At 72.0% G+C, this 26890-nt stretch carries 17 protein-coding genes and 2 pseudogenes; 12 read left to right on the forward strand and 7 right to left on the reverse strand.

What is annotated here, in order from left to right; translation table 11 throughout:
* Positions 1-188 precede the first annotated feature (188 nt).
* From IF78_RS0131500 to IF78_RS44040, 3 genes and pseudogenes are all read left to right on the forward strand, one after another.
* Positions 189-1319: a glycosyltransferase family 4 protein gene (locus IF78_RS0131500; RefSeq protein ID WP_031486140.1), complete on the forward strand. Its 1131-nt coding sequence runs from the start codon at positions 189-191 to the stop codon at positions 1317-1319.
* The gene (locus tag IF78_RS0131505) at positions 1316-2476 is read left to right on the forward strand and encodes a glycosyltransferase (RefSeq protein WP_031486141.1); all 1161 of its coding nucleotides are present in this window, start codon (positions 1316-1318) and stop codon (positions 2474-2476) included. Before IF78_RS0131500 ends, IF78_RS0131505 begins: the two co-directional genes overlap by 4 nt.
* Positions 2473-3303 (forward strand): annotated as a pseudogene (locus IF78_RS44040) (SGNH/GDSL hydrolase family protein); the annotation flags it as partial. The gene IF78_RS0131505 and the pseudogene IF78_RS44040, both read left to right, overlap by 4 nt.
* A gap of 298 nt (positions 3304-3601) precedes the next feature.
* On the opposite strand, the gene IF78_RS0131515 reads toward IF78_RS44040, so the two are convergent.
* From IF78_RS0131515 to IF78_RS0131535, 5 genes are read right to left on the reverse strand one after another with little or no spacing between them, the layout of a single operon-like run.
* A complete protein-coding gene (locus IF78_RS0131515) occupies positions 3602-4471 on the reverse strand; it encodes a 5-oxoprolinase subunit C family protein (protein ID WP_031486143.1) in 870 nt (289 codons plus the stop codon).
* Positions 4468-5085 (reverse strand): 5-oxoprolinase subunit B family protein, encoded by a 618-nt coding sequence (locus IF78_RS0131520; RefSeq protein ID WP_031486144.1) that lies wholly within the window; start codon positions 5083-5085, stop codon positions 4468-4470. Before IF78_RS0131520 ends, IF78_RS0131515 begins: the two co-directional genes overlap by 4 nt.
* Positions 5082-5840, reverse strand: coding sequence for a LamB/YcsF family protein (locus IF78_RS0131525; protein ID WP_031486145.1), 759 nt, complete (start codon positions 5838-5840; stop codon positions 5082-5084). The genes IF78_RS0131520 and IF78_RS0131525 overlap by 4 nt, the downstream gene beginning before the upstream one ends.
* 20 nt (positions 5841-5860) lie before the next feature.
* Positions 5861-6706: a putative hydro-lyase gene (locus tag IF78_RS0131530; protein WP_031486146.1), complete on the reverse strand. Its 846-nt coding sequence runs from the start codon at positions 6704-6706 to the stop codon at positions 5861-5863.
* 32 nt (positions 6707-6738) lie between these two features.
* The gene (locus tag IF78_RS0131535) at positions 6739-8031 is read right to left on the reverse strand and encodes an MFS transporter (protein ID WP_031486147.1); all 1293 of its coding nucleotides are present in this window, start codon (positions 8029-8031) and stop codon (positions 6739-6741) included.
* Positions 8032-8161: 130 nt separating this feature from the next.
* Between IF78_RS0131535 and IF78_RS0131540 the strand changes: the two genes are divergently transcribed.
* The 4 genes from IF78_RS0131540 (at position 8162) to IF78_RS0131555 (ending at position 16167) form a co-directional block, all read left to right on the forward strand.
* On the forward strand, positions 8162-8857 hold the full coding sequence (locus IF78_RS0131540; RefSeq protein WP_031486148.1) for a GntR family transcriptional regulator: 696 nt from the start codon (positions 8162-8164) through the stop codon (positions 8855-8857).
* Between the two features lie 82 nt (positions 8858-8939).
* Positions 8940-10466, forward strand: coding sequence for a hypothetical protein (locus IF78_RS0131545; protein ID WP_031486149.1), 1527 nt, complete (start codon positions 8940-8942; stop codon positions 10464-10466).
* 31 nt (positions 10467-10497) lie between these two features.
* Complete coding sequence (locus IF78_RS0131550; RefSeq protein WP_031486150.1) at positions 10498-11379, forward strand: hypothetical protein; 882 nt, start codon at positions 10498-10500, stop codon at positions 11377-11379.
* Positions 11380-11433: 54 nt separating this feature from the next.
* Complete coding sequence (locus tag IF78_RS0131555) at positions 11434-16167, forward strand: hypothetical protein (protein WP_031486151.1); 4734 nt, start codon at positions 11434-11436, stop codon at positions 16165-16167.
* On the opposite strand, the pseudogene IF78_RS44045 reads toward IF78_RS0131555, so the two are convergent.
* Together IF78_RS44045 and IF78_RS0131565 are read right to left on the reverse strand one after the other, a co-directional pair.
* A pseudogene (locus IF78_RS44045) lies at positions 16168-17717 on the reverse strand (APC family permease). It lies immediately after the preceding gene.
* A 154-nt stretch (positions 17718-17871) separates the two neighbouring features.
* A complete protein-coding gene (locus IF78_RS0131565) occupies positions 17872-18519 on the reverse strand; it encodes a hypothetical protein (RefSeq protein ID WP_031486152.1) in 648 nt (215 codons plus the stop codon).
* Between the two features lie 422 nt (positions 18520-18941).
* Here IF78_RS0131565 and IF78_RS0131570 point away from each other — a divergent pair, with 422 nt between their 5' ends.
* The 5 genes from IF78_RS0131570 to IF78_RS0131590 are packed head-to-tail and all read left to right on the forward strand — an operon-like array spanning position 18942 to position 26888.
* On the forward strand, positions 18942-21788 hold the full coding sequence (locus IF78_RS0131570) for a nitrate- and nitrite sensing domain-containing protein (RefSeq protein ID WP_031486153.1): 2847 nt from the start codon (positions 18942-18944) through the stop codon (positions 21786-21788).
* Entirely contained in the window at positions 21785-22222 is a 438-nt protein-coding gene (locus IF78_RS0131575; RefSeq protein ID WP_031486154.1) for a roadblock/LC7 domain-containing protein, read from the forward strand. The genes IF78_RS0131570 and IF78_RS0131575 overlap by 4 nt, the downstream gene beginning before the upstream one ends.
* Positions 22223-22231: 9 nt before the next feature.
* Complete coding sequence (locus tag IF78_RS0131580; RefSeq protein WP_031486155.1) at positions 22232-22627, forward strand: DUF742 domain-containing protein; 396 nt, start codon at positions 22232-22234, stop codon at positions 22625-22627.
* 24 nt (positions 22628-22651) lie between these two features.
* Positions 22652-26302 carry a hydantoinase B/oxoprolinase family protein gene (locus tag IF78_RS0131585; RefSeq protein WP_031486156.1) on the forward strand — a complete coding sequence of 1217 codons (3651 nt, stop codon included), beginning with the start codon at positions 22652-22654 and terminating at the stop codon, positions 26300-26302.
* A complete protein-coding gene (locus IF78_RS0131590; protein WP_031486157.1) occupies positions 26283-26888 on the forward strand; it encodes a GTP-binding protein in 606 nt (201 codons plus the stop codon). The genes IF78_RS0131585 and IF78_RS0131590 overlap by 20 nt, the downstream gene beginning before the upstream one ends.
* Positions 26889-26890: the final 2 nt, after the last annotated feature.

The following is a 26890-nucleotide window of genomic DNA, read 5'->3' on the forward strand; positions in this document are numbered from 1 at the left end:
GCATATGTGTTCACGCTGTGAAACTCGGGGAGATCCGCCCGCGAGGTGAACGCGGGATGACCTGCGGGTCAGACGCGCATGGACGTGATCTGACCCGCTCGGGTGCGCAGCGGAACGCTCATGGGACGTTTGTCGTTCAGAAAGATCCACTTTGACGCGGCCACGTCCAGCACGGCGACAACACCGGTATGCGTGTCGTCATCGTGACCGAATCCTTTCCCCCCGATGTGAACGGCGTGGCCCATTGCGCGCTCCAGACCGCCCGACACCTCGTCGACCGCGGTCACGCTCCCCTCGTCGTCGCACCCGCTCCGGCGCCCGGAAACAAGCTCGCCGCCCTGGCGGCGCCGTGCCCGGTCGTCCATGTCCCCTCCCTCCCGCTCCCCGGCTACCCCCAGGTCCGCGTCGCCCTCCCCAGCCGGCGCCTCGCCCAGGCGATCGTCCAGCACCGCCCGGACGTCGTGCACCTGGCCAGCCCCTTCGTTCTCGGCGTCCGCGGGATGGCCGCCGCCGCCAAGTTCGGCGTCCCCGCCGTCGCCGTCTACCAGACCGACCTGGCCGGCTACGCCCGCACCTACATGGGCGCCGGCGAGGCCGCGGCCTGGAGGCGCATACGGTCCGTGCACTCCGCCGCCGACCTCACCCTCGTCCCGTCCAGCGCGTCCATGAGCGACCTCGAGGCCCACGGGGTGCCCCGGCTCAAGCTGTGGGCACGCGGCGTGGACACCGCCCGCTTCCGCCCCGAACTCCGCGACGAGGCGCTGCGCCGCGAACTCGCCCCGAACGGCGAGGTGATCGTCGGCTACGTCGGCCGGCTCGCCCCGGAGAAGCACATCGAACTGCTCGCCGACACCTGCCGCCTGCCGGGCGTGAAGGTTGTCATCGTCGGCGACGGGCCGAGCCAGCCCGCGCTCGCCGAGGTGCTGCCCGGCGCCGTCTTCCTGGGCCGTCGCGGCGGGGACGACCTCGCCCGGATCTTCGCCTCGTTCGACGTCTTCGCCCACACGGGTCCGTTCGAGACCTTCTGCCAGACCGTGCAGGAGGCCATGGCCAGTGGAGTGCCCGTCGTCGCGCCCGCCGCCGGTGGCCCGCTCGACCTGGTCGACCACCGCCGCACCGGCCTGCTGGTGCCGCCGCGCGACGCCGCGGCCGTACGGGACGCCGTCCAGTCCCTGGTCGCCGACCCGGCGCTGCGGGCCGCGTACGGGGCCGCCGGACGGGAGACGGTCGAGGGCCGCACCTGGGCGGCCATCGGCGACCAGCTGATCGGGCACTACGCGGATGTGCTCGCCGCGCGCCGGGCGGTGGTGGCGGCATGACCGGCCTGCGGATCGTCCGGCTCGCGAACTTCGTCGCGCCCGCCTCCGGCGGACTGCGCACCGCACTGCGCGAACTCGGCAAGGGCTTCAAGCTGGCGGGCCACGACCCCGTCCTCATCGTGCCGGGTGACAAGTACAGCGACTGCGAGACCGAGCAGGGCCGCGTGATCACCCTGCCCGGCCCGATGCTGCCCGGCACCGGCGGCTACCGCGTGCTCATCGACAAGCGGCGGGTCGCGTCCCTCCTGGAGGAGCTCGCACCCGACCGCCTGGAGGTCTCCGACCGCACCACGCTGCGGTGGACCGGCAAGTGGGCCCGCCGTGCCCGCGTCCCCGCCGTGATGGTCTCCCACGAGACCGCCGACGGCGTGCTGCGCACCTGGGGCCTGTCGGAGAACCTGTCCCGGCGCGCCGCGGACGCCCTCAACGTCCGTACCGCCCACACGTACTCGAAGGTCGTGTGCACCACCGAGTTCGCCGAGCGGGAGTTCGTGCGGATCGGCGCCCGCAACGTCGTACGGGCCCCGCTGGGCGTCGACCTGATGAACCGGCGTCCCACCCTGCGCGACGCCGCACTGCGCGCCACGCACGCGCGTGCCGACGAGACGCTGCTGGTGATGTGCTCCCGCCTCTCCGTGGAGAAGCGGCCCGGTACCGCGCTGGACGCCCTGGAGTCGCTCCGCCGGCGCGGAGTGCGCGCCGTGCTCGTGGTCGCCGGGAACGGCCCGCTGCGCGCGGGGCTCGAGAAGCGGGCCCAGGAGCGCGACCTGCCGGTGACCTTCCTCGGGCACGTCGCCGACCGCAGCCTGCTCGGCGCCCTCCAGGCCTCCGCCGACGTGGCCCTGGCCCCCGGGCCCGCCGAGACGTTCGGGCTCGCCGCGCTGGAGGCCATGGCCTGCGGCACGCCCGTCGTGGCGAGCGCGTCCTCCGCGCTGCCGGAGGTGATCGGTTCCGCCGGAGCCACCGCGGCGGACAACGGGGACGCCTTCGCGGACGCCGTTGAGATGCTCCTGGACCGCCCCGAGCGTGAGCGCCGGGAGATCGCACGCGCGCGTGCGGAGTGCTTCGGATGGGGCGCCGCGGTGGACGCCTTCCTCACCGCGCACGACGCGGCTCTGCCCGCGCGTCCCTTCGTGCGTGCGGAGGGCGCGGCATGAGACCGCTCCGTTACGTCGCCCTCGGGGACTCGCTGACCGAGGGGGTGGGCGATCCCGTGGGGAACGGGTGGCGCGGCTGGGCCGCACTGCTCGCCGGCGGACTGTCCGAACCGTCCGCCGAGTTCACCAACCTCGCGGTCAGCGGGGCACAGACGCGGGACGTGCTGGAGACCCAGCTGCCCGCCGCGCTGGACCTGCGGCCCGATGTCGCGTCCGTCCTAGTGGGCGTCAATGACACGCTGCGCAGCACCTTCGACATAGAGAAGATCGCCGAACGCCTCGACAAGGTCTACGCGGCCTTCACCCGTCAGGGCACGGCCGTGCTCACGGCCTGCCTGCCCGACCCGGGCACGATGCTGGGGCTGCCGGCGGTCCTCGGCAACCCGCTGGCCCGCAGGCAGCGGGCCGTCAACACGGTGGTCCACACGTTGTCCGAGCGGTACGGGGCGGTGCATCTGCACGCGGTCGACGACGCCTGGATCATGGACCGCGCGATGTGGAGCTCGGACCGGCTGCACCCCGGGGAGCGCGGGCACCGGCAGATCGCCCTGCGCTTCCACGCGATGCTGGCGCAGCGGGGCATCGCGACGCAGACGGCGCCCTCGCCCGAGCCCGAGTTCCCGCCGCCCACCAAGTCGGCGAGCCTGCTGTGGCTGGCCACCGCCGGTACCGCCTGGGTGATCCGGCGGTGCAACGACCTGCTGCCCCAGTTGCTTCGCCTCGCCGCCGTCGAGATGCGGCACCGCGCGCGGGGTACCTGCGGGCGGCTCGACCTGCGTTCGGCACACGCGGTGTCGGTGGCGCTGGCTTCGCTCCCGGCGCCGGAGCCGACGGGACCGGCCGAGCGTCGGCCGGTGGCTGGGGCCATGGGGTTGGCCGAGCAACGGTCGGTGCCGGAGCGGATGGGGATGCCTGCACATCGGCCGACGCCTGAGTCGATGGCGCTGCCCGAGCATCGGCCGGCGTCCGAGCACCGGTTGGTCCCTGAGCGTCGGCCCGTGCCGGAGCACCTCTCCCTGCCTGAGGGACTGTCGGTGCCCGTGCCCGGACAGCGCTCGGTCGCCGGGCAGCACCCGGCACCGGAGGCGGCGTAGGGCACGCGTGCGTGGCGGGATGCGGCCGGCGTCAGCGACGACGTACGGCCACGAAGCGGATCGGGGTGCCCGGTACCGCCTGCGCGGCGGCCGGGAGGTCGGCCGCGGGGACGACGGCGATCACCGGGTAGCCGCCCGTGGTGGGATGGTCGGCCAGGAACACGACCGGTCGGCCGTCGGGCGGGACCTGGACCGCGCCCAAGACCACGCCTTCGCTGGGGAGTTCACGCGTGAGGGCCCGTTCCAGGGCGGGGCCGTCGGTGCGCAACCCGATGCGGTTGCTCGCCGGGGACACGCGGTAGGCACGGGAGGTGAAGACCCGCACGGCCTCCGGCGTGAACCAGTCGTCGCGCGGGCCCGGCGTGACGCGCAGGACCAGTTCGGCGGGGGGAGCCGGCTGCGGGGTGACGTCCACGCGCGCGTGCAGCCGCGTCGGCGTGCCCAGGGGCAGCACCGCGCCGTCCGTGAGGGGCGGTGGGCCGAGTCCGGACAGGAGATCCGTGGAGCGGCTGCCGAGGACCGGCTCGACGGTGATGCCGCCGGAGACAGCCACATAGCTCCGTACGCCTGAGACGGCCGCACCGACGTCCAGGAGCGCACCCGCGGGCACCCGCACCGGAGCGCCCCAGGCGACCGGGCGCCCGTCCACCGTGACCCGGCAGGGCGCACCGCCGACGGCCGCGGTGACCGTCGAACGAGGCCGCACCGCACAGCCGTTGAGCGTGGTCTCCAGCACGGCCGCCTCCGGGGCGTTGCCGACCAGGCGGTTGACCAGCGCCGCCGCCGGCCCGTCCAGCGCACCCGAGCGCGGCACGCCGAGGTGCGCGTGCCCGGCACGGCCCAGGTCCTGGACGGTGGTGAGCGCCCCGGCGCGTACGACGCAGAGCGCGCGGTCGGTCATGAGCTCCCCACCGGAACGAAGCGCACGCGCGTGCCCGGCGACAGCAGCGCGGCCGGCACACGCGTGTGGTCCCACAGCACGGTGTCCGTGGTGCCGATCAGCTGCCAGCCGCCCGGCGACGAGCGCGGGTACACGCCCGTGTACGGGCCCGCCAGCGCCACGGCACCGGCAGGGACGGCCGTGCGCGGAGTGGCCCGGCGCGGGACGTCGTAGCGCGGCGGGAGGCCGGTGAGATAGCCGAATCCGGGAGCGAAACCGCAGAAGGCGACGCTGAACTCGGTGTCCGCGTGGATACGGGCCACCTCGTGCGGCGGGACACCCCAGTGCGCGGCGACGTCGACCAGGTCCGGGCCGTCGTAGCGAACCGGGAGTTCGACGACGTCACGCGCGCGTGGGGGAGCGGGCGGCACCTGCGACGCGGCCAGGTCGGAGGCCACGCGGGCCGGGTCGGTGAGGCCGTCGAGCAGGACCGTCCGGGCCGCGGGGACGATCTCCCGGACCGTCAGCGAGCCCTCGGCGCGGCGCCGCAGCAGCTCCGCGTGCAGCGCCTGGGCCTCCTCGCCCGAGGACACCTCGACGAGCAGGGCGTCGTCGCCGACGGGCAGCGCCCTCATGCGAAAGCCTCCACCCTGATCCCCGACTCCTCCAGCCGCGCCCGCACCCGGCGGGCCAGCTCGACGGCGCCGGGCGTGTCCCCGTGCAGGCACAGGGAACGCGCGCGTACCTCGACCCGTGCCCCGGAGTGAGAGGCGACCACGCCCGAGCGAGCCAGGCCGACCGAGCGCTTCACGACGGCCTCCGGGTCGGTCACCACGGCGCCGTCCTGGCCGCGCGGCACGAGGGTGCCCTGGTCGGTGTAGGCGCGGTCCGCGAACGCCTCCTGGACGGCGGGGAGCCCGGCCTTGGCGGCCAGCTCCAGGAGCCGGGAGCCGGGCAGGCCGAGCACGGGCAGCGCGGCGTCCGCCAGGAGCACGCCGTCGACGACCGCGCCGGCCTGCTCCTCGTCGTGCACGACCCGGTTGTAGAGCGCGCCGTGCGGTTTGACGTACGACACGCGCGTGCCCGCTGCTCGCGCGAAGACCTCCAGGGCGCCGATCTGGTACGCCACTTCGGCCGCCAGCTCGGCGGGCGGCACGTCCATCGCGCGCCGCCCGAACCCCGCCAGGTCCCGGTAGGAGACCTGGGCGCCGATCCGCACCCCGCGCTCGGCCGCCTGCTCGCACACCCGCCGCATGGTGGCCGCGTCCCCGGCGTGGAAGCCGCAGGCCACGTTGGCGCTGGTGACGACCGACAGCAGCCGTTCGTCGTCGGTCAGCTGCCAGCGGCCGAAGCCCTCGCCGAGATCGGCGTTGAGATCGATCGAGGTCATCACTGCGTCGTTTTCCTCTGTCAGGCGACGATGCGGTACTGCTCGTCGCGGGCATCGGTCAGGAACATCTGGCCCGGCGCATGGGTGATGGCGAACGGCGGGCGTGAAGCCATCACCGCCGCCTGCGGGGTCACTCCGCAGGCCCAGAACATCGGGATCTCCTCCGGCTCCACGTCCACCGGATCGCCGAAGTCGGGCCGGCCGAGGTCGGCGATGCCGAGGGCCGACGGATCGCCGCAGTGCACGGGGCTGCCGTGCACCGCCGGCAGCAGCCCGGTCTCCCGCAGGGCCGCGGCCACGTGCTGCGGCGGCACCGGGCGCATCGACACCACCATCGGACCGTGCAGCCGCCCCGCCGGACGGCACTGGCGGCCGGTCACGTACATCGGGACGTTGCGGCCCTGCTCGACGTGCCGGATCGGCACGCCCGCCTCGGCAAGCGCCCACTCGAAGGTGAAACTGCACCCGATCAGGAACGTCACCAGATCACCGCGCCAGTGCGCGCGCACGTCCGTCGGCTCGTCCACCAACTCGCCCTCGCGCCACACCCGGTAGCGCGGCAGATCGGTGCGCAGGTCGGCGCCCTCGGCGAGCGGTGTCGTCCAGGAACCGGCGTCCGTGACGTCGAGCACCGGGCAGGGCTTGGGGTTGCGCTGGCAGAACAGCAGCATGTCGTACGCCCAGTCGGCGGGCACCGAGATCAGGTTGACCTGGGTGTGACCCGCCGCGACGCCGGCCGTGGGACCCGTGAGGCCCTCCCGGAAGCGGGCGCGAGCCGATTTCGGGCTCCACGCGTGCGCGTGCTCGTCGACGAGGGTGAGCGGGCGGTCCTCCGTCGCGAGGGCGGCCGGGCGGTCGTTCGCCACGAGGGTCAGCGGGTGGTGGTCCTCCGTGCCGTTCACACGAGCTCCTTCCCGCGCGTCTCCGGCAGTCCCAGCAGGGCCAGTGCCGCGATGCCGTAGCCGATCGCGCCGAAGACCAGAGCACCCCCCACACCCCAGCTGTCGGCCAGGAAGCCGACCATGGTCGGGAAGACGGCGCCCACCGCGCGGCCGGTGTTGTACGTGAAGCCCTGTCCCGTGCCGCGCACCGCCGTCGGGTACAGCTCGCTCAGATACGAGCCGAAGCCGCTGAAGATCGCCGACATGCAGAACCCGAGGGGGAAACCGAGCACCAGGAGCAGGGTGTTGGCGCCGCTCGGGATGTTCGCGTACGCCAGGATGCAGACCGCTGACAGCAGCGCGAACAGCCAGATGTTGCGCCGGCGTCCGAGGCGGTCGGTGAGGTAGCCGCCGGTCAGATAGCCGATGAAGGCGCCCGAGATCAGGAACGTCAGGTAGCCGCCGGTGCCGACGACCGACAGGTCGCGTTCGGTCTTGAGGTAGGTCGGCACCCAGGTGGCGAGGGTGTAGTAGCCGCCCTGGACGCCGGTGGAGAGCAGTCCCGCGAAGATCGTCGTACGCAGCAGACCAGGCTTGAAGATCGCGGCGAACGAGCCCTTCTCGGTGCTCTGTTCGCGCACGGCCACCGCTTCGGGAGCGTCGTGCACCCGGCGCCGCATCCAGATGACGAGCAGCGCGGGCAGCGCGCCGGTCCAGAACATCACTCGCCAGGCCAGGTCGTCGTCGACGAGGGAGAAGACCACGGTGTACATGATCGCGGCCAGCGCCCAGCCGACGGCCCACGAGCTCTGGATCGCCCCGAGCGTACGGCCCCGGTGCTTGGCGGTCGCGTACTCGGCGACGAGGATCGCGCCGACCGCCCACTCGCCGCCGAAGCCGAGGCCCTGGAGGGCGCGGAAGACCAGCAGCGTCTCGTAGTTGGGCGCGAAGCCGCAGGCGACGGTGAAGACCGCGTAGGTGATCACCGTGATCATCAGCGCCCGGACCCGGCCGATCCGGTCGGCCAGCACACCCGCGAGTGCGCCGCCGACCGCGGAGACCACGAGGGTGACGGTGGTGAAGAGGCCGGTCTGGCCGCTGTCCAGACCGAAGTACGCGGCCAGCGCCACCATGCTCAGCGGCAGCGTGAAGTAGTCGTACGAATCCAGGGCATAGCCGCCGAAAGCGCCCGCGAAGGCGCGCCGGCCGCGCGGCCCCAGGGCGCGCAGCCAGCCGAACGCGCCGTCGTCGGCGGCGCGTTCGTCAGCGGTGGGGTGGGTGAGGGCCTGCGGTGGAGGGGTCGTGCTCATGGGCACCTCGCAGTGGGAGGACGGAGGGTGCGGAACAGAGCTGAACGGTGAGCAGCAAGGTAGAGGATCGTTGAACGATCCTTCAATACCCCTGTTGTTTCGTTCTCGTGTCTGCGATTGAATTCCGGGCATGGCAGAGCAACTGGCCGGACTGGCCGACGACCGTGCCCTCCTGGGCCGCACAAGCACGGCGGAGCGGGTCTCGGACATCCTCAGGAGCCGCATCGCCGAGGGCTTCTTCCCGCCCGGCACCCGGCTGTCGGAGGACAGCATCGGAGGGGCGCTCGGTGTGTCCCGCAACACACTGCGCGAAGCGTTCCGGCTGCTCACCCACGAGCGGCTGCTCGTCCACGAACTGAACCGGGGCGTGTTCGTACGGGTCCTGACAGTGGAGGACGTCGAGGACATCTACCGCACCCGTCGTCTCGTCGAGTGCGCCGTCGTTCGCGGGCTCGGCGAACCGCCGTACGCCCTGGAGGGGCCCGCCGAAGCCGTTGCCGAAGGGCAGCGCGCGGTCCGCGAAGGTGACTGGAAAGGGCTGGGTACCGCCAACATCCACTTCCACCGGGAGCTGGTCTCACTGGCGGGAAGCGCCCGTACCGACGAGCTGATGCGCAGCGTCTTCGCCGAGCTGCGGCTCGCCTTCCATGTCGTGGACGACCCCAAGCGGCTGCACGAACCGTATCTCGCGCGCAACCGGCAGATCCTCCAGGCGCTGGAGGCGGGGGACAAGGCCGAGGCCGAGAAGGTGCTCGCCGTGTACCTCGACGACTCGCTGGAACGAGTTGTCGAGGTCTACCGACGCCGAGTGACGAGCACCCCCTAGGGGCGCTACCTGCAATTCCGGCTCCCCCGGCGGAACGCGCTCGTTTGGGTCGATGTCAGACCCAGGACCTAGTCTGTGCACCGTGACTTCGCCTGCATCGACGGACCGTGTTCCGCCCCAGCTCAGCGCGGGGCCGCGCCCCGCACCGGGCCCGGCCGCCGACGAGGGGCTGGCGCGGCGGCTGCGCGCGCTCGCCTGCACCGCGCCGCTGCACGACCTCGACGCCCGCAAGGCCAACCTCGCGGGCGAGTACTCGGTGTACGGCATGGCGGAGGTGGCGCTCGCCGCCATCGACCTGGTCACACTCAACATGGACTTTGACACGGGCGCGGACCACGACCAGATCGTCGCCCGGCTGATCCCGCGTATCGCCGCCCAGGCCCCGCGCCGGCCCGTCGCCGAGCACGAGCGGGTGGCCCGCTGGGTCCTGGAGAACCTGATCAACGTCGGCAGCGTGGACCGCGGCTTCCGGGCCGTGTACGGCACGTTCGCGCCGGACGGCAGCTATGTCCGCCGTGACTACGACTTCAAGCTGATCGAGGAGGTGCCGGGCCCCGGCGGCGCCGTATATCTGCGGACCACTGACGAGGCGGTCAACGTCCTCGTCGGCGCCCTCGACACCGATGTCACCAGCGCCCAGATCGCCGCGGAGGTCAAGCTGGAGGTCCTGATCAACCGAGGGCGCCTCGCCGACGCCCAGCTGGCCGCCGAGCAGGCCCGGTACCGGACCGTGCAGTACTCCGAGACCCTCCGCAGGGCCCTGGACGCGACCCGGCGCAACGTCCGCGCGGTCGACTGGCTGAACGCCGTACCGGACATGATCGCCGAGGCACTCGACCACGTCGCGGACCGGTACCGCCACGAGAACGCGATCCTCACCAACATCCGCAAGGCCCGCGACGAGACCGAGGACCCGGAGCACAAGCGCCGCGCGGCCGAGCTCGTCGACATCGTCAAGGACTGCATCCGCCGCCACACCCAGCTGCAGTCCCGCCTTTTGGAGGCCGGCCCCCTGTTCCGCGCCGAGCAGGACCGGCAGGCTTTCGCGACGCCGATGACGACATCGGGGATAGACCTGTACGGCCATCTGGTCGCGCCCCTCCTGCCGTTGCCGCTGGAGCAGGCCGTCCGGGTCACGGACGCCTTCTTCGCGCGCGGGACGGGCATGCGTACGCCGGTTTCCGTGCGGGTCGGCGACCTCGTCGACATACTGCTGACCCCTCCCGTGGAGCGGGAGCACCTCGGAGCCGAGATGCCCGAGCCCGACCTCATCGCGACGCCGGACGACAGCCGGTTCAGCGAGGAGCAGCTGGCCGCGGCGACGGAGCTGCTGGACCTGCCGGCCGACGCGCCACGCCGGTTGTCCGGTCTGCTCGCTCAGGCACGCCGCCAGGACCCGGATCTCCCGTATCTCGTGGCGTTGCTGGCGGTTCACGCGGCGAGTCCCCCTGTCGGGACCGCCTACCGGCAGGGGGAGGAGAAGCTGCTGTTCGCCGTGGACGACGGGACGGAGCTGGACGATCCCGAGTTCGGCGGGGCCGACCTGATCGTGGGGACGGCCCTGCTGGACGCGGCCGGGATGGCCGCCGACAGGACAGAGGCAGCATGAGTGAGCGACAGCGGAGCAAGGAGCACCAACCGTGAGCGAGCACGTCGAGTGGAGCGACCCGGAGGCCCCCGCCCCGTCGGCGTCCGCCGCGGTCACGCCCGCCGACGCCGCCGACGCGGCTCGGCTCGTCGCGTTCGGGCTGCAGCCCAAGTTGCAGCCCGCGCGGGACCAGGAGTACACCGAGCTGCTCCGGCGGTACCGCGAGGACCCGCCGTTCGCACGGCTCGCGGATGCCGTGGCCGCCGGGCTCGGGCTCGTGGTGCTGGAGGTGTCCCCGCGCGCGGGGATGGCCGTGACAGCTGCCGAGGACTCCGTGTTCGCCGTCCGGATGGGCGACTACGCGCGTCGTACGTCCGCGGACGGCAGCGACCGCTTCCTGCACGGGCTGGCCCATCTCGCCATCGCCGCCATGGCGTTCCCGCGCCCCGAGGACCTGGCCGACGACGGCTACATCGGGCGCGTGACCGTCAACGGCGTCGACGCCTTCGTACGGCAGGCATGTCGGCGGCTGGAGGAGCGCGCCGAGGAACAGGGCGAGAACACCGATCCGGCGACGGACGCCCCCGGGCTGGAGGCCGCCTGGCGCATCTGGGTGAGACGCAGCGCCACCGGCGCCACCAAGGACGCGCGCAGACTCGCCGGTTCGACCACCGGCATCGTCGGCAAGGCGGCCGCCTTTCTCACCGACTCCGGGTTCCTGCAGCGTACCGGCGACGACAACGGCGGCACGTACCGCACGACCGCCCGCTACCAACTCCAGGTGCGCGACATGGCGGGCAGCGCCGCCATGGCCGAGCTCCTTGAGCTGGGCGTGGTGCCCGTGACGGACGGCACGCCGACCCTGCTGCCCGCCGAGGAGACGGACGACCTGGAGCTGGTGGCCGATGCCGGGCTGCCGTTCCACTCCGCCTGATGCCTGCGAGCTTCCCGAACTTCCTGATCTGACGAAGACTTACGAGAGTCCGCCATGTACGAGCTGTCCAGGGTCCGCCTCTACTCCATCGGACCGGCCGGTGCGCGCTACGCCGACACCGTGCTTGACCTGCGCGGTGTCGGCGAGCCCGTGCCCGACCCCGCCCCGACGCAGGCGGAGTTCTTCGAGGAGGAGCCCGTCGGGCCGCCGCGCAGGCCGGCGCCCGCCGGGGTGCTCTTCCTGGAGAACGGCGGCGGCAAGTCGGTCCTGCTCAAGCTGATCTTCTCCGTGATGCTGCCGGGCCACCGCAACACCCTCGGCGGCGCCAGCTCCGGCGTGCTGCGGAAGTTCCTGCTCGCCGACGACTGCGGGCATGTCGCGCTGGAGTGGCAGCACACGCTCACCGGCGAGTGCGTCGTGGTGGGCAAGGTGAGCGAATGGCGCGGGCGCCAGGTCTCCAACGACCCGCGGAAGTTCGCCGAGGCCTGGTACTCCTTCCGGCCGGGACCGGGGCTCAGCCTGGACAACCTGCCCGTCGCCGAGTCCACCGCCGTACGGCCTCCGGTAGAGGGCCAGTCGGGTGCGCAGGGACGCCGCCGCACCATGAAGGGCTTCCGGGACGCCATCACCGAGGCGGGCAAGGCGTATCCGCATCTGGAGGTGCACTGGGAGGAGATCCACGACCGCTGGATCGAGCACCTCGGCGATCTCGGCCTCGACCCCGAACTCTTCCGCTACCAACGGGAGATGAACGCCGACGAGGGTGAGGCCGCCGGCCTCTTCGCGGTCAAGAAGGACTCCGACTTCACCGACCTGCTGCTGCGTGCGGTGACGGACACACGCGACACCGACGGGCTCGCCGACCTGGTCAGCGGGTTCGGCAACAAGCTGGGCCGACGCGCCGAGCTGATCGCCGAACGGGACTTCACCGCCGGGTCCGTCGACCTGCTCGGGCGGATCGTCGAGGCCGCCGAGGCTCGCTCACGCGCGCGTGACATCCACGCCGGTGCCGAGCGGCGCACCCGGACCCTGGCCCGGCGGCTGTCCGCGCGGGGTGTCCAGGAGCGGGTGCGCGCCGCCGACCTCGCCCAGCGGGTGACCGCCGCCGCGTACGCCGTCACCCATGCGGAGTCGGGGCGGGAGCGCAGTGCCCTGATCGCGGCCGAACTCGCCTACCGGCATGCCTCGTTGGCGCTCGCGGCGGCCGAGAAGTCGGCGGCCGCCCAGAAGCGCGAGCTGGCCGACGCGCGCACCCTGCACTCCGCCTGGCAGGCCGCCGAGGCCGTACTGCGGCACCGCGCCGCAGCCGACCGCGTCGCCCGCGTGGCCGCCGCGATCCAGGAGGCCGAGCGGGACGCGGCTCCCGCGCTGGCCGCCCGGGCCAAGGCCGCCGTCGATCTCGTACGGGCCCTGCACGCGGCCGCGGAGAGCGCCGAGGCCCTCGCCAACGAGGGGGAGGAGCGGTCCGCCGCGCTCCAGGAGGTCAGCGAGTCCGCCTACCGGGACTCCACCGCCGCCGCCACCGAGGCGCAGCGGGCCCGCAGCGAGGTCGGGCATCTGCGGCAGCGGCTGTCGGAGGTCGAGCAGGAGACCGCCGAGGCGGTGCGCGCGGGCTGGCTCGATGACAGCGCGCCCGATGCCGACCCGGCCCGCGCGGCACTCGCCGCGAGCGACGCCGAGAAGACGGCCGTCGCGGCCTGGGACACTGCCCGTGAGGCTTCCCGGCGCGCCTCGGAGCACGCGCGCGAGGCGGCTTCGGCCGAGTCCCGCGCCGAGCTGACGGCGGCCCGCGCGGCGGACGCCGCGACCGCCGCGGTGCGCTCCTACGACGCCGAACGCCGCCTCGCCGAAGGGCTGGCGCTGGAGGAGCGGCTCGCGGAACTGCTCAGCCTGACCGGGGAGTCCGGCGTGAGGCGCGGGTCGGTGCCCGCCCCTCGCGCGGGTGACGGCGGCAAGGGGGGCGCGTCCGCGCATGACGCCGGTAAGGGTGGCGCGTCCGCGGGGGACAGCGGCAAGGAGAGCGCTGCCGCGAGGGACGGCGCGCAGGTCGCCCCGGGCGTCCCCGCCGAAGGGGCCCTCACCCCGGAAGAGCTCGACCGCTTCGCCGACGAACTGCGCGAACTGCTCGACGACGCCGTCTCCGCCGCCGAGCGCCAGCTCTTCGAGCTGCGTACGGCAGCCGCCGACGACGCCCGGATCCTTGGCGCGCTCGGCGACGGCGGGCTGCTGCCGCCCGGCCCTGACGTGCTGGCCACCGTGGAGTTCCTCGGCGAGCAGGGCATCCCCGCACTGCCGGGCTGGCGCTACCTCGCCCAGGCCGTCGACCCCGCCGACCACGCGCGCGTGCTCGCCGCCCGGCCCGAACTGGTCGACGGCGTGATCATCACCGACCCGGACACACACGCCCGTGCCCGCGAGGTGCTCAGCGACGCGGCACTGCTGCCCCGGTCGGCGGTAGCGGTGGGTACGGCGGCGGCCCTGCTCGCCCCGACCCCGGCCGCCGATGCGTCGAGCGGCGACGTCTTCCTCGTACCGCCCAACCCCGCCATGCACGACGAGCACGCCGCCGACGAGGAGCGGCACGCCCTGCGCGCGCGGGCGACCGAGCGGGACGAGGAGATCCGCAGGCTCGCCGCGCGGCTCGGCAAGGACCGGGAACTGGCGGCGCGGCTCGCCTCATGGCGGACCGGCTGCCCGGCCGGACGGCTGGTCGAGCTGGCACAGGCGGCCCGGGACACACGCGCGTTCGCCGAGGAGTCCGAGGCCGAGCTGGCGGAGGCACGGACCGTCCGGGCCGAGGCCGACGAAGCCGCCGCCGAGGCAGCTCAGGCCCGCGACGTGCGTCAGGAGGCCGCGCAGAAGGCCCGGCGGGCCGCCGACGCCCTGGCCGGGCTGGCCTTCCGGCTGCGCGAGCGGGCCGGCTGGCAGGTCAAGCTCCGCGAACTCGCCGATGAGGCCACCGAGTGCGAGGCCCGCGCCCATGCCTGCCTGGAACGCGCCCGCGCCGCCGACGAGGACCGCCGCGCCGCCCAGCGTGCCGCCGACGACGCGCGCCGCACCGCGCGCGCCCTGCGCGCCGAGCGCTCGGAGATCGCGGGCGCCCCCGACGACGTACCGGACACCGACGCCGATGCCCCGAACGCGTCCCTGCCCGCGCTCCGAGAGGCATACCGGGCCGCCTCCCAGGTGTACGAGAAGGTCGGCGTCGGCGCCGACCTGCGCGCCGAGCAGGCCCGTGCGGAGAGCGACGAGAGCGCGGCGCGCGCGGAACTGGACCGGCTGAGCAACAAGGTCCGTACCCGCGCCGAGCAGCTCCTTCAGTCGCCCGACGGTTCCGACGGGCCTTCCCGGCAGGCAGCCGCCGCGCGCGCGGAGGAGCTGGTCCAGCTCCTGGAGACCCGCATGTCCAGCGCGAGCGAGCAGCTCGGCCGGCTGCGCGGTGAGGCCGAGCGGCACGCGCCCGAGGACGGTGAGACGCACACCGAGCTGTCCGAGGAACTCCAGCCGCGCGACGCCGAGCACGCCCAGGCACTGCTGCGCACGGCGACGGCCGAACTCGCCTCCCGCACCGAGGCCTTGGCACAGACCCGGGAGGCGCACGCGGAGCTCCTCGAAGCGCACCGAGCCGCGGAGGACGCGGCGGGCGGCTTCGACGAGATCGCCGCGATGCTCCGAGACCTGCTTCGGGAACACGCCCCGGACGAGGAGCAGGAGACGCCGGAGCCCTACCCCGGCACCCTGGAGGAAGCCCGGCAGTCCGCTGCCGAGGCCCGCCGGTCATTGCGCGGCTGCGCCGCCGACCTGTCCGCCGCCGAGGCCGCCGTACGCGAGGCGAGCGACGTGCTCGTCCGGCACGCCAACTCCACGCGCTACGAGCAGGTGCGCACCCCCGCCCGCCAGCAGATCCGCGAGCTGCCCGCCTCGGCGCTGCCCGAGCACGCGCAGAAGTGGGCGGACGCCTTCGCGCCCCGGCTCCGTGTTCTCACCGACGAGTTGGCGCAACTGGAGCGCAACCGCGACTCGATCGTGGACCGGCTCCGCGGCCTGGTCGAGTCGGCGCTGGCGACCCTGCGGTCCGCGCAGCGGCTCTCCCGGCTGCCCGAGGGGCTCGGCGAGTGGTCCGGCCAGGAGTTCCTGCGCATCCGGTTCGAGGAGCCGGACCAGGCCACCCTCACGGAACGGCTCGGCGAGGTCATCGACGAGGCGACGCGCGCTGCGGTGAAGAAGAACTCGGACCTGAGGCGGGACGGTATGTCCCTGTTGCTGCGCGGCGTCGCCGCTGCGCTTCAGCCGAAGGGCGTCGCCGTCGAGATCCTGAAGCCGGATGCCGTACTGCGGGCCGAGCGAGTGCCCGTGGGGCAGATGGGCGACGTGTTCTCCGGCGGTCAGCTGCTCACCGCGGCCATCGCCCTGTACTGCACGATGGCGGCCCTGCGGTCGAACGACCGGGGCAGGGACAAGCACCGGCACGCCGGCACATTGTTCCTGGACAACCCGATCGGACGTGCCAACGCGACCTACCTGCTGGAGCTCCAGCGAGCCGTTTCGGACGCGCTGGGCGTCCAGCTCCTCTACACCACCGGCCTGTTCGACACCACGGCGCTGGCGGAGTTCCCGCTGGTCATCCGATTGCGCAACGACGCCGACCTGCGCGCCGGGCTGAAGTACATCCGCGTCGAGGAGCACCTCCGGCCGGGACTGCCGCAGCAGGCCCCGGCCGGGGAAGCGGTGCACAGCGAGATCACGGCGACACGGATGTTCAAACGGCCCGCACCGGCGACAGGCTGATCAGACGGCGTCCTTTTCCGGATCCGCGGCTTCCAGGCGGTGCTCGGCGAGGACGCCCGTCCGGTGCCGCTGGACGAACCAGTAGTACGCGAAGCCGCCGCCCGCGATGACCGCGACGAACAGCACCGCGCCCCAGCGCAGATACCAGTGGTACGGGGCCGTCGCGTTGTAGACCGAGGCGCGCGGCCAGATCAGGTCGATCGTCATGCCCGCGCCCCACACCACGGCGACGACGTTGACGAGCAGCCCCCACCGGCCCAGGGAGAACTTGCCGTCACCCGCCGGCCGCCACTGCCCGCGCAGCCGGGCCACCAGCATCGGCGCGGTGACACCGAGGTAGGCGAGGTAGATCATGATGATGCCGATGCTCGTCACAACGGTGAAGATCTGCGGCTGGCGAATGTTGACCACCAGGATCGACAGCGCCAGGACGCCGATGATCACGGTCGGCAACACCGGTGTCTGAAAGCGCGGGCTGACCCGGGCCAGCAGTGAGGACGCCGGCAGGTTGTTGTCCCGGGCCATCGCGAACGCCAGCCGGATCGCCGCCGTGTGGACCGCCAGGGCGCACACCGTGACGGCGATCAGCACGCACCACAGCATCGCCTTGCCGGCCGTCGGGCCGAGCACGTCGAGCACGATGTACTGCAGACCGTCCGTCGACAGCTTCTCGCCGTTGAGGCTGGAGACGCTCATCAGCGCGAGCAGCAGGATCAGGCCGCCCAGGACGAACGAGGCGACGATCGCGCGGATGATGGCGCGCGGCGCGTTGCGGGACGGGTCCAGGCATTCCTCACCGAGCGAGGAGGCCGTATCGAAGCCGTACATGACGTACGCGGACGCCAGCGAGGCCACCAGGAAGGCGCCCAGGTATCCGGCGCCGTGACCCGCGCCGGTGCCGTTCGTCTCCATCACCACCTGCGGGCCACGCGTGATGTGGGCGGCGAGCAGGACGATCAGCACGACGGTGGCGATCAACTCGATGAACACGCCCGCCGTGTTGATCCTCGCCATCAGCTTGACCCCGAAGGCGTTCACCAGTGTGGTGAACAGGATCAACACCGCGGCCAGGACGACCGCGTTGGTGGCCACGTCATACGTGCCGGTCCCGTCGCCCACGAGTTGGAAGGCCGAGGAGATCTGAGGGAGTGTCAACTGGTAGGCGAGCGCCACGGCCGAGATGGACACTATGGAGGCGATCAGCATCATCCAGCCCGCGAGCCGCCCAGATGCGGATTGCCCACCTTCTTCGACCAGTTGTAGACCGAGCCCGCCACGGGGTAGCGGGCGGCCAGCTCCGCGAAGCAGAGGGCGACCATGAACTGGCCGACGAAGACCATCGGCCACGACCACCAGTAGGCGGGGCCGCCGCTGCCGTAGCCGAAGTAGAACAACTGGAACGTGCCCGTCAGGATCGAGATGTAGCTGATCCCGGCGGCGAAGGTGTGAAAGTTGCCGAGCGTGCGCCTGAGTTCGGGTCGGTAGCCGAACTCGGCGAGTTCGGCGTCGTCGTGGCCATGGGGACCGGATGACTGCTCCGTGCGTGACATGAGCGGACTCCTCGTGGGCCGGGGAGGGGAAGGCTCCCGCGGGGTGCCGGGATCACTGCGGCGGGCTGATCGAACCAACCTTGCGGTGAACGGCACCTGTCACACCAGATGCACTACGCCTCCCGCCTCTTCCCGCGGCGCCGGCCCGCCGTGCTCAGGAGTGCGACAACTGGCCGGTCCCGCCCCGGCGGCGTATTCGCTCCTGCGCGCGCTCGGCCTCGCGCGCCTGCCGTCGCGCCCGGCGCCGCTCGCGTCGCAGGGCGCGCGCCGTGCTGCTCGGTGTCGAGACCACACCATTGCGCTGGTTCCACACCTGGCGGGTCACCCAGACGTCGAGAGCGCTCCAGGTGGCCACCACCGTGCTGACCACACTGCTGATCACCATGGGGAACGCCAGCCACGACTCGGCCAGAGTGCACAGGAACGCCACCATCGCCTGGATCAGTGTCAACGCGATGATCAGCACCGCTCGCACCGCCGCTGTGCGCACCGGATCGGGCATCCGGCGCCGCCGAGCGGTCTCCTCCACCCACAACGGCCGGTATGCCGACGGCACTTGGTTCGCTCCGCCGTCAACGGCCGTGGTCGTCCCCCCGCCCACCGATGCCTCGCCGCCCGAGCCGGCCGAAACGTCACGCTCGTCCGCCCTCAACGCACTCACGCCCACCCGAACCTCTCGGCTGTCCGTCGTCTCGCGTTCGCCCACGGGAATGTCGTGATCCAGCGCTTCGGGGCCGCGCCGCGCCGTCATATGCGCCGCCGCGCCGTCCTCGGGCGCTTCGCGCCGCTCCGCCGTGCCCATCACCGTGTCACTCCCCACCGCCGACCGACCGCTTGCCCGTGTCCCGAAGACTCGGCTCCCCAGCGACTGCCCGGCTTGCGCTGTTTTACGCCGCCCGGGGACGGGATGCGGCTCCTGTGGCCCATTCCGCCCCCATTTCCCGTACAGAAGGACGATCGACACGTCCCGAAGATTCCCGAGAAAGATAAAAATCCGGCCAACTGGCCTGAGGGGTCGGCCGGATCGGCCCTCGGGGCCGCCGACGGTTTGCGGGAGGCAATCTCCCGCAATGCCCGGACAACTCCCCATGTCTCGTCACTGGCGCGGAAGTTCAGATTCCGGTTGTCTCTTCGAGTTACTTGTGCGTCGGTAGTAGGCTCGCGCCAATTGTTGACGCACAGGTGTGCCCCCCTGACCGGTGGGGGTTTGAGCTGGGGGAGGCCATGCACTTTCGCGGGAAGTCGATCCGCCGGAAGATGGTGGCGCTGCTTCTCGTGCCGCTGGTGTCCCTGACCGCGATCTGGGGTTTCGCCACGGTACTCACGGGGCGAGGCGTGGCCCAGCTGTTCACGGTGTCGTCCCTCGTCGAGAAGATCGGCTACTCCACCGAGGACGCCGTCCGCGTCCTGCAGCAGGAACGCCGCCAGGCGCTGGTCTATCTCGCCGATCGCCGGGCCTCCGACGCACTGTCCGCGCTGCGTGTCACCCGGAGCGCCACCGACGCCGCCGTCGCCGAGATCCGCAAGAACGCCAAGGACCCCGACGTCCGCGACGGCTTGGACGAGGGCGCCAACGAAAGGCTCACCGCTGTCCTCGACGCCTTCGACGGCATCAACTCCCTGCGCCGCAGCGTCGAGGACGGAACGGTCACCCGCTCCCAGGCCCTCGGCCTGTACAACCGCCTCGTCGACCCCTGCTATGCCCTGTTGGGCTCCCTCGACGGGATCGACAGCGTGGCGATGGACAAGCAGGCCCGCGCCCTTCTCAACGTGACCCGCGCCCGCGAACTGCTCTCCCGCGAGGACGCGTTGCTCAGCTCCGCCCTGGTGGTCGGGAAGCTGTCCCGCGACGAGATACGCGACGTCTCCGACCTCGTCGCCCAGCGCGACCTCATGTACGACATCAGCCTGACGGACCTGCCCTCGTCCGAGCGCGAACGCTATGAACGCTTTTGGGACAACGCCTCCACCGCTCCCCTGCGCGTCGCCGAACAGGCCGTCATCTCCTCCCAGGCGGGCACGCCCGGCAGGGTCGACGCCAAGAGCTGGGACACCGCTGCCGGCAGCGTCCTCAAAGAGCTCAGCAAACTCAACGACGAGGCGGGCGCGCGCTATCAGGACCGTGTGAGCCCCGTCGCCATGGGTGTCATCCTGAAGGCGGCCATCGCCGGCGTCCTCGGTCTGCTCGCCCTGCTGCTCTCCCTCTTCCTGTCCGTACGCATCGGCCGCGGCCTCATCCGCGATCTGCGGCAGCTGCGCCTCGAGGCCCACGAGGCATCCGGGGTGCGACTGCCCAGCGTGATGCGCCGCCTCTCCGCCGGTGAGCAGGTCGACGTGGAGACCGAGGTTCCGCGCCTGGAGTACGACAAGAACGAGATCGGCGAGGTCGGCCAGGCCCTCAACACCCTGCAGCGCGCCGCCGTTGAGGCCGCCGTCAAGCAGGCCGAACTGCGCGCCGGTGTCTCCGAGGTCTTCGTCAACCTCGCCCGCCGCAGCCAGGTCCTCCTTCACAAGCAGCTGACCCTTCTCGACACCATGGAACGCCGGACCGAGGACACCGACGAACTCGCCGACCTGTTCCGCCTCGACCACCTGACCACCCGCATGCGCCGGCACGCCGAGGGCCTGGTGATCCTCTCGGGCGCCGCACCCTCCCGGCAGTGGCGCAAGCCCGTCCAGCTCATGGACGTCGTGCGCGCCGCGGTCGCCGAAGTCGAGGACTACGAGCGCATCGAGGTCCGCCGCCTGCCCCGCGTCGCAGTCACCGGCCCGGCCGTCGCCGACCTCACGCACCTCGTGGCCGAACTCCTGGAGAACGCCACGGTGTTCTCCCCGCCGCACACCGCCGTCCAAGTCCTGGGCGAGCGGGTCGCCAACGGCTTCACCCTCGAGATCCACGACCGCGGTCTCGGCATGGCGGCCGACGCCCTGCTCGACGCCAACCTCCGACTCGCCGAGACGCCCGAGTTCGAACTGTCCGACACCGACCGGCTCGGTCTGTTCGTCGTCAGCCGCCTCGCCCAGCGGCAGAACGTCCGCGTCTCGCTGCAGCCGTCACCGTACGGCGGCACCACCGCCGTCGTCTTCATCCCCGACGCGCTGCTCACCGACGACGTACCGGACACCAACGGCATCGGGTTCCGTCTCGACCGGCCCACGCCCTCGAAGGAGGCAGAGCTGGAGGAGGCGCGCCGCGCCGCCCTCGCCCAGGTGCCCGTCCGTGTGCCCGGTCTCCCCGCCCCCCTCCTCGACGGCCCGGTCGAGCTGGAGGCACCGGTCGACCTCGACGCCCTCAGCGACTTCCCGGACTCGCTCGACGAAGACGACGGCGAACGCGGCGGTCTCTTCCGTCCCCGTCGCACCTTCGCGCAGGGGGAGGACGAGGCGACCGGCCCGCTCGGCGCACATCCGGCCTCGGGTATCCACGGCGGAACGGACCAGGCCGGCCCGGAGGACGGTGTGAGCGCGCCGGTCCCGCTGCCCCGCCGCAGGACACCGAAGCTGGTCAGCTCGCACGGACGCCCGGTCCCCGAGCAGCGTTCCCGGCGGGAGGAAGCGAACCCGGAGCCTTCCACGGGCCCGAGCCGCTCGGAGCAGAACGGCCTCGCTCCACTGCCGACCCGCCGTCGCGGTACGGGCGCCCGCGGTGAGCTGCCCGGCATGCCGGACCGGCTCGGCGACCGTGCCGACACATCGCCCCCCGCCGGGAACGATCGTGGCGAGCGGCCCGGGCCCGCGGCCCTCCAGAGGCGCAGGCGGCCCGAGATCGCGTCGAGCGGCCCCGACGACAGCGCCTCGAACACGGCCGCCGTCCCGCGGGAAACCGGCTCCGGCACGGCGCCGCTGCCCCGGCGGGTACGGCAGGCCAATCTGGCTCCGCAGCTCAGGCAAGGCCCCGCACCACGTACTGAAGAGGGGACGGAGCTCGTCGAGCGGGACGCGGACGAGGTACGCAGCCGAATGGCCTCACTCCAGCGCGGCTGGCAGCGCGGCCGCCAGGAGAACGCCGCGGGCGACGACGCCCACAGCGGCACAGCACCACAGGGAACGACTAAGGGGGACGGTCGATGACCGCACCGAAGGCGACCGGCCACACCGCGACCAACCAGTCCGGCGAGCTCAACTGGCTCCTCGACGACCTGGTGGACCGCGTCGCCAGCATCCGCAAGGCCCTCGTCCTGTCGGGCGACGGCCTGCCCACGGGGGTGTCCAAGGACCTGACCCGTGAGGACAGCGAGCACCTGGCCGCCGTCGCGTCCGGCTTCCACAGCCTCGCCAAGGGCGTGGGCCGCCACTTCGAGGCGGGCAACGTCCGACAGACGGTCGTCGAACTCGACGACGCCTTCCTGTTCGTGACCGCAGCCGGCGACGGCAGCTGTCTCGCGGTGCTCTCCGACGCCGACTCCGACGTCGGCCTGGTCGCATACGAGATGACGCTCCTCGTCAAGCGGGTCGGGGTGCATCTGGGCACCGCTCCGCGCACCGATCTGCCCTCGGGCGGGTAGTGGGATGGCATGAGCGCTGAGGGTCAGGGAAGAAGCCACTGGTTCGACGACGAGGCCGGGCCGGTCGTCCGCCCGTACGCGATGACGCGCGGCCGCACCACCAGTGCGGCCCAGCACCGCCTCGACCTGATCGCGGTGGTCGTGGCGGAGCCCCATGCGGACGATCCGGAAGCGGACTCGACGCTGTCCCCGGAACATGTGGACATCGTCGACCTGTGCCGCGACGCCCCGCAGTCCGTGGCCGAACTCTCCGCCGAACTCGACCTGCCCATCGGAGTCGTACGGGTCCTCGTCGGGGATCTCGTGGACGGGGAATTCGTCCATGTGAACCGGCCCGTACCGCCTGCCGAGCTGGTGGACGAGAGTATTCTGCGCGACGTGATCAACGGCCTGCGGGCGCTGTGAGCGGCGTGGAAGCGGGGTAGTGACGTGACAGGCTGGCAGTTCTGGGTCGACCGAGGCGGCACCTTCACGGACATCGTCGCGCGACGCCCGGACGGCCGCCTCCTCACCCACAAACTCCTGTCGGAGAATCCCGCGCGTTACTCCGACGCGGCCGTCGCCGGCGTCCGCGAGCTGCTGGAGGGCTCCAAGGACCCCATCGACGCCGTCCGCATGGGCACGACGGTCGCCACGAACGCCCTCCTCGAGCGCAAGGGCGAGCGGACTGTGCTGGTCATCACCCGCGGATTCCGCGACGCCCTGCGCATCGCCTACCAGAACCGGCCCCATATCTTCGCCCGCCGCATCGAACTCCCCGAACTGCTGTACGAGCGGGTCATCGAGGTCGACGAACGTATCGCCGCCGACGGCACGGTCCTGCAAACGCCCGACCTGGACGCCCTCGCCGGCCCCCTCCAGGAGGCGTACGACGACGGGATCCGCGCCGTCGCCGTCGTCTGCATGCACAGCCATCTGCATCCCGCCCACGAGCAGGCCGTCGGCAGGCTCGCCGACCGCATCGGCTTCCCGCAGATCTCGCTGTCGAGCGAGGTCAGCCCCCTGATGAAACTCGTCCCGCGCGGGGACACCGCCGTCGTCGACGCCTACCTCTCGCCCGTGCTGCGCCGCTACGTCCAGCACGTCGCCGACGAACTCGAAGGCGTACGGCTGATGTTCATGCAGTCCAACGGCGGTCTCGCCGAGGCCGGGCAGTTCCGCGGCAAGGACGCCATCCTCTCCGGCCCCGCCGGCGGCATCGTCGGCATGGCCCGCATGTCGCAGCTCGCCGGCTTCGACCGCGTCATCGGCTTCGACATGGGCGGCACGTCGACCGATGTCTCGCACTTCGCCGGCGAGTACGAACGGGTCTTCACCACACAGATCGCCGGTGTCCGGCTGCGCGCGCCCATGCTGGACATCCACACCGTCGCGGCGGGCGGCGGCTCGGTCCTGCACTTCGACGGCTCCCGCTACCGCGTAGGGCCGGACTCGGCGGGCGCGGACCCGGGGCCGGCCTGCTACCGGGGCGGCGGCCCGCTCGCGGTGACCGACGCCAACGTCATGCTCGGCCGTATCCAGCCCGCCCACTTCCCCAGGGTGTTCGGCCCCGACGGTGACCAGCCCCTCGACGACGCCCTCGTCCGGGACCGCTTCGCCGCACTCACGCGCGAGATCCGCGACCAGACCGGCGACGACCGCACCCCCGAACAGGTCGCCGAGGGCTACCTGCAGATCGCGGTCGCCAACATCGCCAACGCCGTGAAGCGGATCTCCGTCCAGAAGGGCCACGACGTCACCCGCTACGCCCTCACCACCTTCGGCGGCGCCGGTGGCCAGCACGCGTGCATGGTCGCCGACTCGCTCGGCATCCGCACCGTCCTCGTGCCGCCCATGGCCGGCGTCCTCTCCGCGCTCGGCATCGGCCTCGCCGATACCACGGCCATGCGCGAACAGTCCGCCGAGGCACCCCTGCAGGCCGCGTCGATGCCCGGCGTCCTCAAGACGGCGGACGGTCTGGAGGCCGCCGCCCGCACCGAACTCCTCGACGAGGACGTTCCCGAGGACCGCATCAAGGTCACCCGCCGCGCCCAACTCCGCTACGACGGCACCGACACCACCCTCACCGTCGAACTCACCGAGCCCGAAACGATGCGGCGCACCTTCGAAGATCGTCATCGCGCCACGTACTCCTTCACGCTCGACCGACCGATCGTCGTCGAAGCCCTCTCCGTCGAAGCCACTGGCATCACCGAACCCCCCGATCTCTCCGCTCTCGCCCCCTACGAGGCCACCCCGCAAGGCGGCCCGGCCGCCCCCGAAACCGTCCGCCTCCACACCGGCGGTACCTGGCGCGACGTACCCCTCCACCGCCGCGAGGAACTGCCTCCCGGCGAAACCGTCACCGGCCCGGCGATCATCACCGAGGCCAGTGCGACGACCGTCGTCGACGACGGCTGGCAAGCCGCGACGAGCGACGACGGGCATCTGGTCATGGAACGCGTGGCGATTACGCAGAGTTCCGATCTCGACACGAAAGCCGACCCGGTTCTTCTCGAGGTCTTCAACAACCTGTTCATGTCCATCGCCGAACAGATGGGCGCCCGCCTGGAGTCCACGGCCCAGTCCGTGAACATCAAAGAACGGCTGGACTTCTCCTGCGCGCTCTTCGACCCGGACGGAAACCTGGTGGCCAACGCCCCCCACATCCCCGTCCACCTGGGTTCCATGGGCACGAGCGTAAAGGAGGTCATCCGGCGCCGCGGCTCCGGGATGCTCCCCGGCGACACTTACGCCGTCAACGACCCGTACCACGGCGGTACCCACCTGCCCGACGTCACCGTGATCACCCCGGTCTTCGACACGGGGAGCGCGGCGAACACGGAGAGTGAGCCGGAAATCCTCTTCTACGTCGCCTCACGCGGCCACCACGCCGAGATCGGCGGCATCGCCCCCGGCTCCATGCCCGCGAACAGCCGCACCATCGAGGAGGAGGGAATCCTCTTCGACAACTGGCTGCTCGCCGAGAACGGCCGCTTCCGTGAGCAGGAGACCCTCCACCTGCTCACCGAGGGGTCCTACCCCTCCCGCAACCCGAAGACCAACCTCGCGGACCTGCGCGCCCAGATCGCGGCCAACCAGAAGGGCGTCGACGAAGTCGCCCGCATGATCAAGAACTTCGGCCTCGACGTCGTCCAGGCGTACATGAGGCACGTTCAGGACAACGCGGAGGAAGCGGTGCGTCGCGTCATCGACGCCCTGGACGACGGCGAGTACGCATACGAGACCGACTCCGGCGCCATCATCCGGGTACGCGTGCGCGTGGACCGCGAGAACCGCTCCGCCACCGTCGACTTCACCGGCACGTCCCCACAGCTGGCCACGAACTTCAACGCCCCCTTCTCGGTCGTCAACGCCGCCGTCCTCTACGTCTTCCGCACTCTCGTCGCCGACGACATCCCGCTGAACGACGGCTGTCTGCGGCCCTTGGAGATCATCGTGCCCTCCGGTTCCATGCTGGCGCCCGAACCTCCGGCCGCGGTTGTCGCGGGCAACGTGGAGACCTCCCAGTCGATCACCGGTGCCCTCTACGCCGCACTGCGCGTGCAGGCCGAGGGCTCCGGCACCATGAACAACGTCACCTTCGGCAACGAACACCACCAGTACTACGAGACCGTGGCCTCCGGATCCGGCGCGGGCGACGGGTTTCCCGGCGCACCCGTCGTCCAGACCCACATGACCAACTCCCGGCTCACCGATCCCGAAGTGCTGGAGTGGCGACTGCCCGTGCAGCTCGACGAGTTCGCCGTACGGCGCGGAAGCGGTGGTGCCGGCCAGTGGCGCGGCGGGGACGGCGCGGTGCGCCGCATCCGGTTCCACGAGCCCATGACCGTCTCCACGCTGTCGCAGCACCGCAGAATGCCGCCGTACGGCATGGCGGACGGCGAACCCGGCGCGCTGGGTGCCAACCGCGTCGAACGCGCGGACGGCACGGTCACCGCACTCGCAGGAAGCGACTCGGCGGACGTCGGCCCCGGCGACGTACTCGTCATCGAAACCCCCGGCGGCGGAGGCTACGGCCCACCGCCGCGCGACCCCCATCAAGCAGGAGAAGAGATCGATGATCTTCGGGCGTTCTGAGCGCGGGAAGCCTCCGGTCGAGCCCGTCACGCTCAAGATCCTGGTGGCCGGCGGCTTCGGCGCGGGCAAGACGACCCTCGTCGGCGCGGTCAGCGAGATCAGGCCGCTGCGCACCGAGGAACTGCTCACCGAGGCCGGGCGCCCGGTCGACGACACGAGCGGTGTCGAGGGCAAGCGCACCACGACCGTGGCCATGGACTTCGGCCGCATCACCCTGCGCGAGGACCTGGTGCTGTACCTCTTCGGCACGCCCGGCCAGGAGCGGTTCTGGTTCATGTGGGACGAGCTCTCGGAGGGCGCGCTCGGTGCCGTCGTCCTCGCGGACACCCGCCGCCTGGAGGACTGCTTCGCGGCCGTCGACTACTTCGAACGCCGCTCCATACCCTTCCTCGTCGGCGTCAACTGCTTCGAGGGAGCCGCCCGTTACCCGGCGGACGACATCCGGCAGGCCCTCGATCTCGACGACGGCGTACCGCTGCTGCTGTGCGACGCCCGCGACCGGGAGTCCGTGAAAGAGATCCTCATCGGCGTCGTCCAGCACGCGATGGCCTATCAGTCGGACCGCCGCCAGACCGTGACCACCTGACC

Origin of the sequence: Streptomyces bicolor (assembly GCF_000719285.1) — a bacterium.
Taxonomy (GTDB): domain Bacteria; phylum Actinomycetota; class Actinomycetes; order Streptomycetales; family Streptomycetaceae; genus Streptomyces; species Streptomyces bicolor.

Excerpts from the sequence above, each read along its gene's own strand:
- IF78_RS0131500 (WP_031486140.1), top strand. The coding sequence starts at position 189 with ATGCGTGTCGTCATCGTGACCGAATCCTTTCCCCCCGATGTGAACGGC.
- IF78_RS0131505 (WP_031486141.1), top strand. The coding sequence starts at position 1,316 with ATGACCGGCCTGCGGATCGTCCGGCTCGCGAACTTCGTCGCGCCCGCC.
- IF78_RS0131515 (WP_031486143.1), bottom strand. The coding sequence starts at position 4,471 with ATGACCGACCGCGCGCTCTGCGTCGTACGCGCCGGGGCGCTCACCACC.
- IF78_RS0131520 (WP_031486144.1), bottom strand. The coding sequence starts at position 5,085 with ATGAGGGCGCTGCCCGTCGGCGACGACGCCCTGCTCGTCGAGGTGTCC.
- IF78_RS0131525 (WP_031486145.1), bottom strand. The coding sequence starts at position 5,840 with ATGACCTCGATCGATCTCAACGCCGATCTCGGCGAGGGCTTCGGCCGC.
- IF78_RS0131535 (WP_031486147.1), bottom strand. The coding sequence starts at position 8,031 with ATGAGCACGACCCCTCCACCGCAGGCCCTCACCCACCCCACCGCTGAC.
- IF78_RS0131540 (WP_031486148.1), top strand. The coding sequence starts at position 8,162 with ATGGCAGAGCAACTGGCCGGACTGGCCGACGACCGTGCCCTCCTGGGC.
- IF78_RS0131555 (WP_031486151.1), top strand. The coding sequence starts at position 11,434 with ATGTACGAGCTGTCCAGGGTCCGCCTCTACTCCATCGGACCGGCCGGT.
- IF78_RS0131565 (WP_031486152.1), bottom strand. The coding sequence starts at position 18,519 with ATGGGCACGGCGGAGCGGCGCGAAGCGCCCGAGGACGGCGCGGCGGCG.
- IF78_RS0131570 (WP_031486153.1), top strand. The coding sequence starts at position 18,942 with ATGCACTTTCGCGGGAAGTCGATCCGCCGGAAGATGGTGGCGCTGCTT.
- IF78_RS0131575 (WP_031486154.1), top strand. The coding sequence starts at position 21,785 with ATGACCGCACCGAAGGCGACCGGCCACACCGCGACCAACCAGTCCGGC.
- IF78_RS0131580 (WP_031486155.1), top strand. The coding sequence starts at position 22,232 with ATGAGCGCTGAGGGTCAGGGAAGAAGCCACTGGTTCGACGACGAGGCC.
- IF78_RS0131590 (WP_031486157.1), top strand. The coding sequence starts at position 26,283 with ATGATCTTCGGGCGTTCTGAGCGCGGGAAGCCTCCGGTCGAGCCCGTC.